This is a genomic window from Oryzobacter faecalis, from assembly GCF_046764005.1.
Taxonomy (GTDB): Bacteria; Actinomycetota; Actinomycetes; order Actinomycetales; family Dermatophilaceae; genus Oryzobacter; species Oryzobacter faecalis.
Genome location: NZ_JBKOFW010000002.1, coordinates 488,984 through 502,061, shown reverse-complemented (window position 1 = coordinate 502,061; position 13,078 = coordinate 488,984). Strand labels below are relative to the sequence as shown.

The window sequence follows — 13,078 nt, the reverse complement described above, 5'->3', positions numbered from 1 at the left end:
CACCCTAGGTCGGCGACCTAGGGTGGTCCGCATGGCCGAGCCGCGCCCGACCACGTCCGCCCCCGGGGCGGGTCGCACCACGGGGTCCGGGCGCGCCCGGGTCAGGCGGCTCGTCGGCCACCCCCGCACGGCCGTCCTCAGCGCCCTCACCGCGGTCGTGTCCCTCATCGGAGGGTGGACGTGGGCGGCCGCCACCCAGCCCGGCGGGTTCGACCAGGCCCGCGAGTCGATCTCGGCCCTCGCCTCGTCCGCGACCCCGCACCGCTGGATCATGACGAGCGCGCTCGTCGTCACCGGGCTCGCCCACCTCGTCACCGCGTGGGGGCTGGAGGCCGCGCGCCGGCCCGGTCGCGTCCTCCTCGCCGCCGCCGGTGTCGCGACGCTCGGTGTCGCCGCCCTCCCGCTGCCGTCGCGCACCGAGTCGTCGGCGGCGCACACCGTGGTCGCGACCCTCTCCTTCGCGCTGCTCGCCGCCTGGCCGTGGTTCGCGGCGCAGGAGGGTGGGGCCGCCGTCCTCCGGCCGCGGGTCGCGCGGCCCGCAGCGGTCGTCCTCACCCTCGCCGTTGCGTCGCTGGGGCTCGGGTTCGCCCTCGGCGGAGGGCTGTTCGGGCTGCACGAGCGCGTCGTCGCGGCGCTCACGGTGCTGTGGCCGCTCGTCACGGCCGTGGGCGTCTGGTGGTGGTCGGGTCACCGGGTCGGGTCGAGGCGGGTGCGCCACACCCTCGCCGCCGCCGGGCTCACGGCTGCGTGCGCGTTCGCGGGCATCTCGGCGACCTCGGTCGCGCCCGTGACCGCGGAGACCCGCAACTACCAGGCGTCCGTCTCCCTCGACCCGAACCCCGCCCGCAGCTCAGACCTCGTGGCGACCACGGCGTTCGGCGACATCGTCGTCGGCTTCGGTGGCGCCGCCCCCGGCATCCACGCCGTCCCGCAGGTCAAGGCCAACATCACCGAGGTGCTCTCCCGGCCGGGTGTCTCCCTGGCGACGCTGCGCCCCGGGCCGGAGGAGCTGAGCCAGGCGATCCGCGACGCCGCGGTCGACGTCGTCGTCCGGTTCACCGCCGGCGCCCTCGGTGTCGTCCTCCTCGTCCTCGGCGGGTGGGCCGCCGTGACCCGGCGCCGGCCGCCGACCGCGCTCGTCGTGGCCGGCCTCGTCGGCTGGCTCACGTCGACCGCCGCGGTCGGCGGGTCCCTGTGGGCCACCTACCAGCCCGACCGCCAGGAGACGTTCACGACGACCGGCGTCCTCGGCACGCTGCAGCGCAACCAGGGCATCCTCTCCGACGTCGAGACCCGCGCGACCCAGGTGGCCCCCTACCTGCGCAACCTCATCGCCCTCTCGACGGCACTGCAGCAGAAGTACTCCGCGGCACCGCTCGAGGCCGACACGTCCCTGCGCGTGCTCCTCGTCAGCGACATCCACGGCGGCAACCAGTACCCGCTGATGCGCACCGTCATCGAGGAGGAGTCGATCGACCTCGTCATCGACGCCGGGGACCTGCTCAACTTCGGCACCGTCGAGGAGGGCGAGGCCGCGGGCATCTTCGCCGGCATCGAGTCGCTCGGCGTGCCGTACCTGTTCACCAAGGGCAACCACGACGCGACGAGCGCGACCGACACGGCGGTCGTCGACCGGATGGCGCGCATCCCGAACGTCGTCCTGCTCCAGGGCGGCGACGGCGACTACACCGAGGTCGTCGCCGGGGGTGTCCGCATCCGCGGCTTCAACGACCCACGGTGGTTCGGCGACTCGGGCAAGGGGTCGCCCGCCAAGCAGGTCCCGGCGCGCGAGGCGTTCGTGGCCTCGTTCACCGGGCGCCCTGTCGCCGACCTCGTCGTCGCGCACGAGCCGTGGGCGGTGCAGGGCGTCGAGGCCGGCGTGACCGCGAACGGCCACATGCACTCGGTCGACCTCGAGGGCAACCGGGTCCAGGCCGGCACGTTCACCGGTGGTGGTCCGCTGACGCACTTCCTCGCCGGCGAGGCCGGTGAGGAGCTCGTCGGTCAGCCGTCGGCGTTCGACGTCCTCACCTTCGGCACCGACTGCCGGCTCGCGACGCTGACGCGCTACCGCTTCCGCGACGTCATCGAGGGGCGGCCGGCGTACGACGACGTCTCGCTCGTCAACGGCCGCCGGGTCGACGAGCGCGAGGCCGACCCCAGCCGCACCTGCACCCCGGACGGGGAGGTCACGACCGAGCCCGTCGCCGCGGCCGACCCGGCGAGCACGGCCACGGCGTCGCCGACGCCCTCGCCGTCGGGCACCCCGTCCGTCGTCGCCACCCTCGTCGGCCCGGGCGTCACGCCCTGAGGACGGCCCGCGTCACCCCGTGAGCTCGGTGCGGTAGGCCGTGTGCGCCTTGGCCTCGTCACCGCACGACAGCGGCGCCTCGGGCAGCGCCTCGGCCGTGACCCGGACGACGGTGCGCGGCGGCAGCCCCCGGCGCCCGAGGACCTCGACCGTCGTGCGGTCGCCGTCCTCCTCGACGAGCCCCGGGACGAGGTCGTCGACCGAGCCCGGCCCGTGCGCCCCGAGCACGGCGACGAGGGCCGCCTGCACCGGTGGGATCCAGCGCGAGGTACCGCGGAGGAAGGCGGCGTCGACCGCGCCCTCCCGCAGCGAGGTGACGGTGGCGAGCGCGGTGTCCGGGTCGAGTCGCCCGAGGCAGGTCCCGTCCGGCAGCGACAGGAGCGTGCCGGAGAACCGGTGCCCGCCCAGGTGCGTGCACTCCCACACCTCGTCGGGCAGCGCGCGGGCGAGGGTGGCGACGATGGGCCGGCCCCGCACGGCGCAGCAGGCGTCGCGGACGCCGTGCGTGCACACGAGGAGCATCGGGTCGGCGTCCTCGTCGCTCGCGCTGAGGGGCGAGCCGAGCGCCTGGGCGGCGGTGTGGAGGTCGTCGGAGGTGCGCCACAGGCCGCGGACCCATGTGCGGCGCACGGTGTCGACGGCGTACCAGGCGTTCTGTGCGTCGCCCTCGTCGCGGCGACCCGGGCGGCGGACGAGGAGGACCTTGCCACCGAAGGAGGCGGCCGCGTCCTCGACCTCCCGGCCCAGCGCGCCGAGGAGGGGCGGGGTCTGCATCGGCTTCTTGGCCCACGGTCCGGGGTGCTCGACGAGCAGCCACCGCGACGCGACGGGTGCCGTGCCCGCCTGCGGGTCGGCGCGGTGCCGCGACGCCGCCGAGCAGCGCGAGAGGTCGGTCATGGCCATCCCGCGATGCTATGCGGTGGTGGCACGCGGGCCGGCGGGAGGTCCACGGCGGTGCCACGCCCTCGGCCGCGTCGTCCGGCGCTGCCCGCGGGACCTCCACCCCCGGTCCCGCTCGGCAGGCGCGACCGGCCTACCAGCGAGTAGCGTCGCCGCCATCCACACATCGTCGTCTGGAGGTCCCATGGCCCACCGTCGTGCCCTGGCCGCCGCCGCGCTCTCCGCGGTGACCGCCCTCGTCGTCTCCGCCGCGCCGGCCACGGCCGCCGCCCCCTCCTACGTCGCGCTGGGCGACAGCTACTCCTCGGGCACCGGGACCCGCAGCTACATCGTCGACGGCACCTCGTGCCTCCGGTCGGTGTACGCCTACCCCTCGCTCATCGCCTCCGCCCGCGGGTACGCCCTGAACTTCCGGGCGTGCTCCGGCGCGAAGATCCCCGACGTCACGAACACCCAGCTCTCCGCGCTCGGCGCCGGCACGAACTACGTGACGATCTCGATCGGCGGCAACGACGCCGGCTTCGTCGACGTCCTCACCACGTGCGCCCAGCCGGCCTGGCTGAGCAACTGCAACGGGGCGATCGACAAGGCCGAGAGCTACATCCGCAACACCCTGCCGACCGCCCTGAGCTCTCTCTACGCGCAGATCAAGGCGCGCTCGCCGCAGGCGAAGGTGACGGTCGTCGGCTACCCGCGGATCTTCAACGGCGAGGACTGCAACCTGCTCACCTGGTTCTCGGGCAGCGAGATGACGCGCCTCAACGCCACCGCCGACCTCATCAACTCCGTGACGAGCGGGCGCGCCTCCGCCGCCGGGTTCTCCTTCGCCAACCCGACCTCGCGGTTCGTCGGCCACGCCGTCTGCGACGACGTCGAGTACATCAACGGGCTCTCGAACCCGGTCGTCGAGTCGTACCACCCCAACCGGTCCGGCCACTCCAGCGGCTACACCCCGGTCGTCAGCCCGCTCGTCACCGGCGCCACCGTCACCGCGAGCCCCGCCCTGATGACGAAGGCGGCGGGGTCCTCGAAGCGGCTCGCCGAGCAGCAGCGCCAGTACGCGACCCTCGACGCGTCGATCGCGCCGGAGCTGTTCGTCGTACCCGACCTCACGACACCGGAGGCGAAGGCCGCGGCCGCGAAGGCAGGGGTCGACCTGTCGAGCCGGGCGAGCATCGACGCCGCCGACCGCCGCTACGCCGCCATCCAGGCCCGGGAGCACGCCGTCCGCTGACCCCGGCCCCCGCGAGACGACCACACCCGAGGACTCGTCGAGCGGGGTCCCGCCCGGTGGTCCGGTCATGACGGCCCGGCCCGGTCCCTGAGAGGATCGGACCGGGCCGTCGTCGCACCCGGCGCGCGAGGCCGCACGCCCCAGGAGGACGCATGACCGACCGACCGCTCGTCGCCGGGGTCGACACCTCGACCCAGTCGTGCAAGGTCGTCGTCCGCGACGCGGAGACCGGCGAGGTCGTCCGCAGCGGGCGCGCCTCGCACCCCGACGGCACCGAGGTCGACCCACGGCACTGGTGGTCGGCCTGGGAGGAGGCCACCTCCGGCGGGCTCCTCGACGGGGTCGCGGCGGTGTCGGTCGGCGGGCAGCAGCACGGCATGGTGCTCCTCGACGAGCACGACGAGGTGGTCCGTCCGGCCCTGCTGTGGAACGACACCCGCTCCGCGCGGGCCGCCGCCGACCTCGTCGACGAGCTCGGCGCGCAGGCCTGGGCCGACGCCACCGGCGTCGTCCCGGTCGCGGCCACGACGGTCAGCAAGCTGCGCTGGATGGCGGTGCACGAGCCCGACCACCTCCGGCGGGCGGTGCGCTGCGTCCTCCCCCACGACTGGCTCACCGGCCGGATCCTCGGGGAGGCCGGCGCGCGCGGTGGCTGGACCACCGACGGCGGCGACGCGTCGGGCACCGGCTACTGGTCCGCGGGCACGCGCTCCTACCGCGAGGACCTCCTGCGCCACGCGGTCGGGGACGCGGGCGCGCACCTCGACGTCCCGCGGGTCGCCGCGCCCTCGGAGACGGTGGGGCACAGCCCGGCCCACGCGGGGAGCGGGATCCACGGGATGGCCGTGGCCGCCGGCACGGGCGACAACATGGGGGCGGCGATGGGCCTCGGGCTCACTCCCGGGGACGTCGTCGTCTCGCTCGGCACGTCCGGCACCGCCTTCGCGCGCCACGACCGGGCGGCGGCCGACCCGACCGGTGCCGTCCAGTCCTTCGCCGACGCCGAGGGCGGTTTCCTCCCGCTCGTGTGCACGCTCAACGCCGCTCGCGTCCTCACGGCCGGGGCCGCCCTTCTCGGTACCGACCACGCCGGGCTCGACCGGCTGGCCCTCGCCGCGGAGCCCGGGGCCGGGGGCCTCACCCTCCTGCCCTACCTCGACGGCGAGCGCACGCCCAACCTCCCGACGGCCACCGGGTCCCTGCACGGGCTGACCCGCGCCAACGCGACCCCCGAGAACCTCGCCCGCGCGGTCGTCGAAGGGATGCTCCTCGGGCTCGCCGACGCCGTCGACCGGGTGCGGGCGGTCGGCTGCCCGGTCGAGCGGGTGCTCCTCGTCGGCGGAGCCGCGGCGTCGCAGGCGGTGCAGGAGATCGCACCCGACCTGTTCGGGGCGCCGGTGGCCGTGCCCGCACCGGGTGAGTACGTCGCCGCAGGGGCGGCGCGCCAGGCGGCGTGGGCGCTGTCGGGGGCGGCCAGCCCCCCGGCGTGGCCGGTCGACGTCGACGTCACGGTCGACCCGGGCGACCTCGCCCGTGGGGCCGAGGTCCGCGAGCGCTACGCGGATCTCGTGACCGCCACCCACCCCGACGCCCGCTGACTCCGCCGGCCAGCGGGCCTGCTCCGGCGAGGTGTCAGGCCGTGGTGCCGGGCTCGAGGCGCGCGCCCGGCTCGATGACCACGCCGCGCCCGATGACCGAGTCGCGGGCCACGACGGCGATGTGGTCGTCGTGGGGGCGCGTGGCGCGGGTCGCCGCACCGACCCGCGCCCCGTCCTCCACCCTCACCCGTTCGTCGAGTACGGCCGTCGTGCCCCGGGCGTCGCGCCCGACGACGACCCCCGAGAACAGCACGGCGTCCTCGACGACCGCGCCGGGCTCGATGACGACCGCCGGCCCGATGACGCTGCGCCGCACGGTCCCCCGGACCCGGCAGCCGGGGCTGACGAGCGGGTCCTCCACGACGGCGCCGGCGTCGATGCGGGCGGCCGGCTGCTCGGGCCACCTGGTGTGCACGGGCCAGCCGGGGCGCCCGAGGGCGTCGACTCGCCCCGCCAGCAGGTCGCGGTGCGCGGCGAGGTACGCCGCGGGGGTGCCGAGGTCGGCCCAGTACCCGTCGAGCGGGAACACGTGCACGGCGCCGTCGCGGACCAGTCGGGGGACGAGGTGCTCGCCGTAGTCACCCAGGCCCGTCGTGCCGTCCTCGTCGGTCGGGGCGAGCTCGCGGCGCAGCTCGTCGAGGGTGCGCACGAGGACCTTGGGGTCGAAGACGAACACCTCTGCGGCGATCGTCGTGCCCGACGGCTCGTCGGGCTTGTGCTCGACCGCCGTGACGCGCTGACCGCGCCCGACCGTGACGACGTCCTTCTGCGCCGCCCGGGTGGGGGTCACCTCGGTGGTGACGACCGTGCAGTCGCTCCCCCGCTCGAGGTGCTGCTCGACGACGGGGCGCAGGTCGAGCGCGAACACCTGGTCGGTGCTGAGGACGACCACGGCGTCCGCCCCGAACCGGAGGACGGCGTCGGCGTACTGGTGGAGGTCGTCGGCGTTGCCGGCGGAGAAGCCGTCGACGGCCCGCGAGCCACCGCCCTCGGCCGGCATCAGCCAGCGCAGCCCGCCGCGGGTGCGGTCGAGGTCCCACGGGCGGCCCGACGCGAGGTGCCGGTGCAGCGAGCCGGCCTGGTACTGCACCGAGAGCCAGACGTCGTCGATGCCGCTGTTGACGAGGTTCGACAGCGCGATGTCGACGAGCTGGTAGCAGCCGCCGAACGGCAGGGTCGGCTTGGCGCGCTCGCGCGTGAGGACGTCCATCCGCGAGCCGTGGCCGCCCGCCTGGACGACCGCCAGCACCTTCGAGGACGACCGCATGGGCCCACTGTGCCTGACCCGGCGCTCGAGCGGACCCCTAGGGTGGCGGGATGAGTGACTCACCGCGCGAGCTCGACCTCGTCCTCGTCGGCGCGACGGGGTTCGTCGGCCGGCTCACGGCCCATCACCTCGCCGAGAGCGCACCGGAAGGGCTGAGGATCGGTCTCGCCGGCCGCTCGCTGACCCGGCTCCAGCGGCTCTCGCGCGAGCTGCCCGAGGGCGCCCGCGGCTGGCCGCTCATCCCGGTCGACACCACCGACCCCGACGAGTGCGCCGCCCTGGCGGCGCGCACGCGCGTCATCGCGACGACGGTGGGTCCGTACCTCAGGCTCGGGGCCGCGCTCGTCGCCGCGTGCGCCGAGGCCGGCACGCACTACGCCGACCTCACCGGCGAGACGCTCTTCGTCCACCGCAGCATCGCCGCCAACCACGAGACCGCCCGGGCCAGCGGGGCCCGCATCGTCCACGCGTGCGGCTTCGACTCCGTGCCGAGCGACCTCGGCGTGCTGCTGTGCGCCGAGGCCGCCCGGGCCGACGGGGCCGAGCTCGGCCGCACGCGGCTCGCGGTGAAGGCGATGAAGGGGGGCTTCAGCGGCGGGACCGTCGACTCGGGGCGCACCCAGGCCGCCGAGCTGCGCGCCGACCCGGCGGCCCGGCGGGCCGTCGCCGACCCCTGGGCCCTCGCCGACGGAGGACGCCCACCGCGCCCGGTGCCCACGGTCACGTCCGAGGCGGGTGCCGCGTCCTCGGGCGGTCTCGTCGACCGCCTGCCCGCGCCGGTCGCGGGTCTCGTGGGGCGCGCGGTCAAGGCCTCCCCGGTCCGGCGCCAGCCCGACACCGGCAGGTTCACCGGACCGTTCGTCATGGCGGAGTTCAACAGCCGCGTCGTCGCCCGGTCGGCCTCGATGCTCGGGTACGGGGCAGGGTTCCGCTACGGCGAGTTCTCCGACTTCGGGCCCGGGGTCAAGGGCGCGGTCAACGCCTCGGTCACCTCCGCCGCCCTGCTCGGCGTGGTCGCCGGGATGTCGTTCGCGCCGACCCGCCCCGTCCTCGACCGCCTGCTCCCGAAGCCGGGTGAGGGCCCGAGCGCCGAGACGATGCGGTCGGGGAGGTTCCGGATGGAGGTCACCGCCGAGGCGACGAACGGCTCGCGCTACCGGGCCGTGGTCGGCGCCCCGTACGACCCCGGCTACGGCGGCACGGCCGTGATGCTCGGCCAGGCCGCCCTCGCCCTGTGCGAGGACGGGGACCGGCTGCCCGACGCGGCGGGCGTCCTCACCCCGGCCACCGGCATCGGCCTCACCCTCGCGGAGCGGCTGCGCGAGCACGGGTTCACCCTCGACGTCGGCCCGATACCCACCAGGTGACCCGACCGTGCTCCGGCGCCGTCCCGGAGGCCCCGGTCACCCGTCGAGGGGGCTGAGCACGGTGACCCGGAACGGCGCGGCCACCAGGTCGAGCAGCGGGGCGTAGGCGCCCGCGGCGGCGGCCTCGAGGTGGGCCGCCCGCGCCTGCACGGACTCCCAGTCGGCGACCTCGACGAGGACGTCGGTCGACGGCATCCTCCCACCACCGGCCGGCGGCTCAGTCGGTGATCCTGAGGACGCGGGTCGCCCGGGACGCGGTGCGCGCGATGAGCTCGGCGTTGCGCTGGTCGCTGCCGAGCGAGCGCTCGCGGGCCTCGTCCTCGCCGCGACCGAAGTGCACGTGCCGCGCCACGAGCCGGGCCAGGCGCAGGTCCTCGTCGACGTCGACGAACCAGCAGGCGTCGAGCATCGGGAGCACCTCGTCCCACGGTGGCTCGTCGTGGAGGAGGTAGTTCCCCTCGACGACGACGAGCCTGGCCGCCGGTCCCACGGGGAGCGCGCCGGCGATGGCGTCCTCGACCTCGCGGCGGAACTGCGGTGCGTAGACGACCGAGCCGTCGTCGGCGCGGACCCGCCGGAGGAGCGCGACGAAGCCGGCGGCGTCGAAGGTGTCCGGGGCCCCCTTGCGCTCGACCCGCCCGAGCCGCCCGAGCTCGGTGTGCGCGAGGTGCCAGCCGTCCATCCCGACGAGCGCGGCCTCGTCCGCGAACCGGGCCGCCAGCGCCTCGGCCGTCGTCGACTTGCCGGACGCCGGCGCACCGGTGATCCCGAGGAGGACGCGCCGCCCGTCGCGCAGGAGGTCGGCGGCCGCCCGCTCGAGGTCGTCGAGCGTCACGTCCTCCGCCGGGAGCCCTGCGCCGTCGCCGCCGGTCACCGCGCGGCCCGCGACGAGGACGCGGGCCCGGCGCCAGAGAAGGCAGACGGTGAGCCCTCCGTCCGGGAGGCGATCCGGGCGGCGATCCGCTCGGCGTCGATCCGCAGCTCGCGCAGCATCCCCGAGATCGGGTTGGTGAACCCCGTGAACCACAGGCCCGCGGCGCCGGGCGGTTCGTGCGCGCCGTGGACGACCGGCCGCTCGCGGTCGTCGAGGACGCCGAGCGACCCGACGAGCGCGTCGAGCCCGGTGCGGTAGCCGGTGGCGAGGAGGAGCGCGTCGGGCCGCAGCCGGGTGCCGTCCTCGAGCAGGACCTCCGCGCCCTCGACCCGCTCGACCGCCGCGACGGGTTCGACCCGGCGCGCCCGGATGGCCGCGACGACCCCGACGTCCTGCACCGGGACCCGCCCGGCGAGGACCCGCGAGTAGAGGTCGGCCCCCGCCCTCGGCATCCCGAACGCGGTGAGGTCGGGCTCCTGCACCACGGCGAGGGCGTTGGCGAGCCGGTCGACGAGGCGCGGGGGGAGGCGCCGCACGAGGATGCCGGTGCCCTGCTGCGGCCAGCCCAGCCGCGTCCTCGGGAGGATGTGCGGCGGCGTGCGGACCGCGAGCCAGACCCGGGTGGCGCCGTGCTCGGCGAGGTCGGTGGCGATCTCGGTGCCGGTGTTGCCGGTGCCGACGACGAGGACGTCGCGCCCCGCGAAGGGGCGGCCGTTGCGGTAGTCGCGGGCGAGGACGACCTCGCCGGTGAAGCCGTCGAGGCCGGGCCAGTCGGGCACGACCGGGGTGTGGTTGTAGCCGGTCGCGACGACGACGTCGCCCGCGGTGAGCGCCGACCCGTCAGCGAGGCGGACGCGCCAGCGCGCTCCCGGCGGCGCCGCGTCATCAGCCCGTTCGACCGCCTCGACGGCGACACCGAGCCGCGTCGCGAGGCCGTGGTGCGCGGCGTACTGCTCGAGGTAGGCGACGACGTCGTCGCGGGCGACCCACCGGCCGTAGCGGCGCGGGATCGGCAGGCCCGGCAGTCCCGACCAGCGCCGCGGGGTGTGGAGGTGGAGGCGGTCGTAGTGGGTGCGCCACGACTGGCCGACGACCGGTGCCCTGTCGACGACGAGGGCCCGGACCCCCCTGGCCTTCAGCGAGGCGGCGACGGCCAGGCCCCCCGGCCCGGCTCCGATGACGACGACGTCGACGTGGTCCACGCGGGCACGCTACCCCCGCCCGGTCGGGGGCCGGATCCTGGCCGGGGCGCGTGATCCCGGTCTCGGGGTCTCGCGTGACCGCCACCCTGACAACTACGCTGTGTCGTAGAAAGACGAAGGGAGGCCACCATGTCCGACCACGACCCGGTCACCGAGCTCTCCGAGGAGGAGTGCTGGGAGATGCTCCACGACGACGAGTTCGGCCGGCTCGCGTACCACCTGGCCGACGAGGTCCACCTCGTGCCGGTCAACTACGCGCTCGACGGGCACCGCCGCATCGTCATCCGCACCGCCGAGGGGAGCAAGCTCCTCGGGATGACGATGAGCGCCGACGTCGCCTTCGAGATCGACACGGTCGCCGAGGACGAGGCGCGCAGCGTCGTCCTGCGCGGCCGGGCCCACGAGCTCCACGGCGCCGAGGCCGACGCCACCGACCAGCTGCCCCTGCGCCCGTGGGTCGACACCGCGAAGTACCACGTCGTGGCGATCGAGGTCGACGAGCTGACCGGGCGCCGCTTCGAGCTCACCCGGCCGTGGCGGCACCTGCGACCGCACGAGACCGCCTGACGACGATCACCACCGCGGGGCGCACGGGGCTCAGCCGCGCACGGGCGTGAGCGGCTCCTGGCCGGCGAGCACGGCGAGGACGTTGTCGGCCGCGAGGTCGGCCATCGCCGCCCGCGTCTCGACGGTCGCCGACCCGACGTGCGGCAGGAGGACGACGTCCTCGCGCGCGAGGAGGCCCGGGTGGACGCGGGGCTCGTCCTCGAACACGTCGAGGCCGGCGCCGGCGATGACCCCGGCCTCGAGCGCCCGGACGAGGGCGGCCTCGTCGACGACCGGGCCGCGGGCGGTGTTGACGAGGTGGGCGCTCGGCTTCATCGAGGCCAGGCGCCCGGCGTCGACGAGGTGGTGGGTCTGGGGGGTCAGGGGGCAGTGGAGCGAGACGACGTCGGCGGTCTCGAACAGCTCGTCGAGGCCGACCACCCGCGCCCCGAGCCGGTCCACGGCGACCGGGTCCGGTTCCGACCGGCCGCTGAGGGCGACCTCCATCCCGAGCGCCACCGCCCGCCGGGCCGTCGCGAGGCCGATGGCTCCCGGGCCGACGACGCCGAACACCTTGCCGCGCAGGCCTGTTCCGAGGCCACCGGTCATGCTCCACCCCCACGGCTCCCCCGTGCGCACTCGCCGCTCGGCCGCGCCGAGGCGGCGCGTCGTCATCAGCGTCAGGGCGATGGCGAGGTCGGCCGTCGCGTCGGTGAGGACGCCCGGGGTGTTCGTGACGACGACGCCGCGGGCCCGGCAGGCGGCGACGTCGACGTTGTCGTGTCCGACGGCGACGTTCGCGACGACCCTCAGCGCCGGCCCGGCGGCGTCGAGCAGCTCGTCGTCGACCCGGTCGACGAGCATGCAGGCCAGCGCGTCGGCGCCGGCGACCGCGGCGAGGAGCTCGGCGCGCGGCGTCGGGGAGTCGACGTCGCGGTGGACGAGGTCGTGGGCGGCCGCGAGGCGCCCGGCCGCACCCCCGGGGACGCGCGCGGTGAGGACGACCCGGGCCATTGCTCAGACCAGCCGGCGGACGATCGGCAGCGGCAGGTGGCGGATCGCCTTCCCGAGCGGCACCCAGGGCCACGCCGGCACGAGGGCGTTGGCCTTCTCCTTCTCGATGGCGTCGACCATGGCGCGCACGCCGGTCTCGGTGTCGACCATGAAGGGGGTGTGCGTGACGCGCTCGTTCATCTCGCTGCGGATGTAGCCGGGGTAGATCGTCGAGACGCGGATGTCGAGGTCGGGTTCGCCGAGCATCTCGTTGCGGACGCCCTCGGCGAGCGAGGCGACACCGGCCTTCGTGGCGGCGTAGGTGGTGATCGTCTTGCGCATGCCGCGCATGGCCGTCACGGACGAGATCATGACGAGGTGCCCCCGCTTCTGGGCGCGGAAGATCTCCATGGCGGCCTCGGTCTGGGCGAGCGCGGCGACGAAGTTCGTCATCGCGGTCTGCCGGTTCGCGTCGTAGCGGCCGGTCCCGAGCGGGGCGCCCTTGCCGAGGCCGGCGTTGACGATGACGCGGTCGAGGGTGCCGAAGTCGTCGCGAAAGGCCCGGAACACCTCGAACACCGCGTCGTCGTCGAGGACGTCGAGCGCGCGCAGCTCGACCCGGCGGCCCGGGTTCGCGGCGAGGATCTCCTCGCGCAGCCCCTCGAGGCGCTCGGTGCGGCGGGCGCAGAGGGCGAGGTCGTGGCCGCGTGCGGCGAGCTGGCGGGCCATCTCTGCGCCGAGGCCGGAGCTCGCGCCGGTGATGAGTGTGGTGGGCATGAGAGGGGC

Annotated in this window: 12 protein-coding genes; 5 read left to right on the top strand and 7 right to left on the bottom strand. The window is 75.7% G+C overall.

Features of this window, described 5'->3' with window-relative positions; translation table 11 throughout:
• Positions 1-31: 31 nt before the first annotated feature.
• The gene (locus ACK8HX_RS06210; protein WP_411939790.1) at positions 32-2,311 is read left to right on the top strand and encodes a DUF998 domain-containing protein; all 2,280 of its coding nucleotides are present in this window, start codon (positions 32-34) and stop codon (positions 2,309-2,311) included.
• A gap of 12 nt (positions 2,312-2,323) precedes the next feature.
• Here ACK8HX_RS06210 and ACK8HX_RS06205 read toward each other — a convergent pair whose 3' ends face one another.
• Entirely contained in the window at positions 2,324-3,214 is an 891-nt protein-coding gene (locus ACK8HX_RS06205; RefSeq protein WP_411939789.1) for a sucrase ferredoxin, read from the bottom strand.
• 181 nt (positions 3,215-3,395) lie between these two features.
• On the opposite strand from ACK8HX_RS06205, the gene ACK8HX_RS06200 reads away from it, so the two are divergent.
• A complete protein-coding gene (locus tag ACK8HX_RS06200) occupies positions 3,396-4,445 on the top strand; it encodes an SGNH/GDSL hydrolase family protein (RefSeq protein ID WP_411939788.1) in 1,050 nt (349 codons plus the stop codon).
• A gap of 152 nt (positions 4,446-4,597) precedes the next feature.
• A complete protein-coding gene (gene xylB, locus ACK8HX_RS06195) occupies positions 4,598-6,043 on the top strand; it encodes a xylulokinase (RefSeq protein ID WP_411939787.1) in 1,446 nt (481 codons plus the stop codon).
• A gap of 34 nt (positions 6,044-6,077) precedes the next feature.
• Here xylB and ACK8HX_RS06190 read toward each other — a convergent pair whose 3' ends face one another.
• Positions 6,078-7,310, bottom strand: coding sequence for a glucose-1-phosphate adenylyltransferase family protein (locus ACK8HX_RS06190; protein ID WP_411939786.1), 1,233 nt, complete (start codon positions 7,308-7,310; stop codon positions 6,078-6,080).
• 50 nt (positions 7,311-7,360) lie between these two features.
• Between ACK8HX_RS06190 and ACK8HX_RS06185 the strand changes: the two genes are divergently transcribed.
• The gene (locus ACK8HX_RS06185; RefSeq protein WP_411939785.1) at positions 7,361-8,677 is read left to right on the top strand and encodes a saccharopine dehydrogenase family protein; all 1,317 of its coding nucleotides are present in this window, start codon (positions 7,361-7,363) and stop codon (positions 8,675-8,677) included.
• A 36-nt stretch (positions 8,678-8,713) separates the two neighbouring features.
• On the opposite strand, the gene ACK8HX_RS06180 is transcribed toward ACK8HX_RS06185, so the two are convergent.
• The 3 genes from ACK8HX_RS06180 to ACK8HX_RS06170 are packed head-to-tail and all read right to left on the bottom strand — an operon-like array spanning position 8,714 to position 10,753.
• Positions 8,714-8,872, bottom strand: a complete 159-nt coding sequence (locus ACK8HX_RS06180; protein ID WP_411939784.1) for a hypothetical protein — start codon at positions 8,870-8,872, stop codon at positions 8,714-8,716.
• A 22-nt stretch (positions 8,873-8,894) separates the two neighbouring features.
• Positions 8,895-9,512, bottom strand: coding sequence for a nucleoside/nucleotide kinase family protein (locus tag ACK8HX_RS06175; protein ID WP_411939783.1), 618 nt, complete (start codon positions 9,510-9,512; stop codon positions 8,895-8,897).
• 35 nt (positions 9,513-9,547) lie between these two features.
• A complete protein-coding gene (locus ACK8HX_RS06170) occupies positions 9,548-10,753 on the bottom strand; it encodes a flavin-containing monooxygenase (RefSeq protein ID WP_411939782.1) in 1,206 nt (401 codons plus the stop codon).
• Positions 10,754-10,882: 129 nt separating this feature from the next.
• On the opposite strand from ACK8HX_RS06170, the gene ACK8HX_RS06165 reads away from it, so the two are divergent.
• Positions 10,883-11,320, top strand: coding sequence for a pyridoxamine 5'-phosphate oxidase family protein (locus ACK8HX_RS06165; RefSeq protein WP_411939781.1), 438 nt, complete (start codon positions 10,883-10,885; stop codon positions 11,318-11,320).
• Positions 11,321-11,350: 30 nt separating this feature from the next.
• Here the strand turns inward: ACK8HX_RS06165 and ACK8HX_RS06160 are convergent, their stop codons facing one another.
• Positions 11,351-12,313 carry a 2-hydroxyacid dehydrogenase gene (locus ACK8HX_RS06160; protein ID WP_411939780.1) on the bottom strand — a complete coding sequence of 321 codons (963 nt, stop codon included), beginning with the start codon at positions 12,311-12,313 and terminating at the stop codon, positions 11,351-11,353.
• 3 nt (positions 12,314-12,316) lie between these two features.
• A complete protein-coding gene (locus ACK8HX_RS06155; protein WP_411939779.1) occupies positions 12,317-13,069 on the bottom strand; it encodes an SDR family oxidoreductase in 753 nt (250 codons plus the stop codon).
• Positions 13,070-13,078 lie beyond the last annotated feature (9 nt).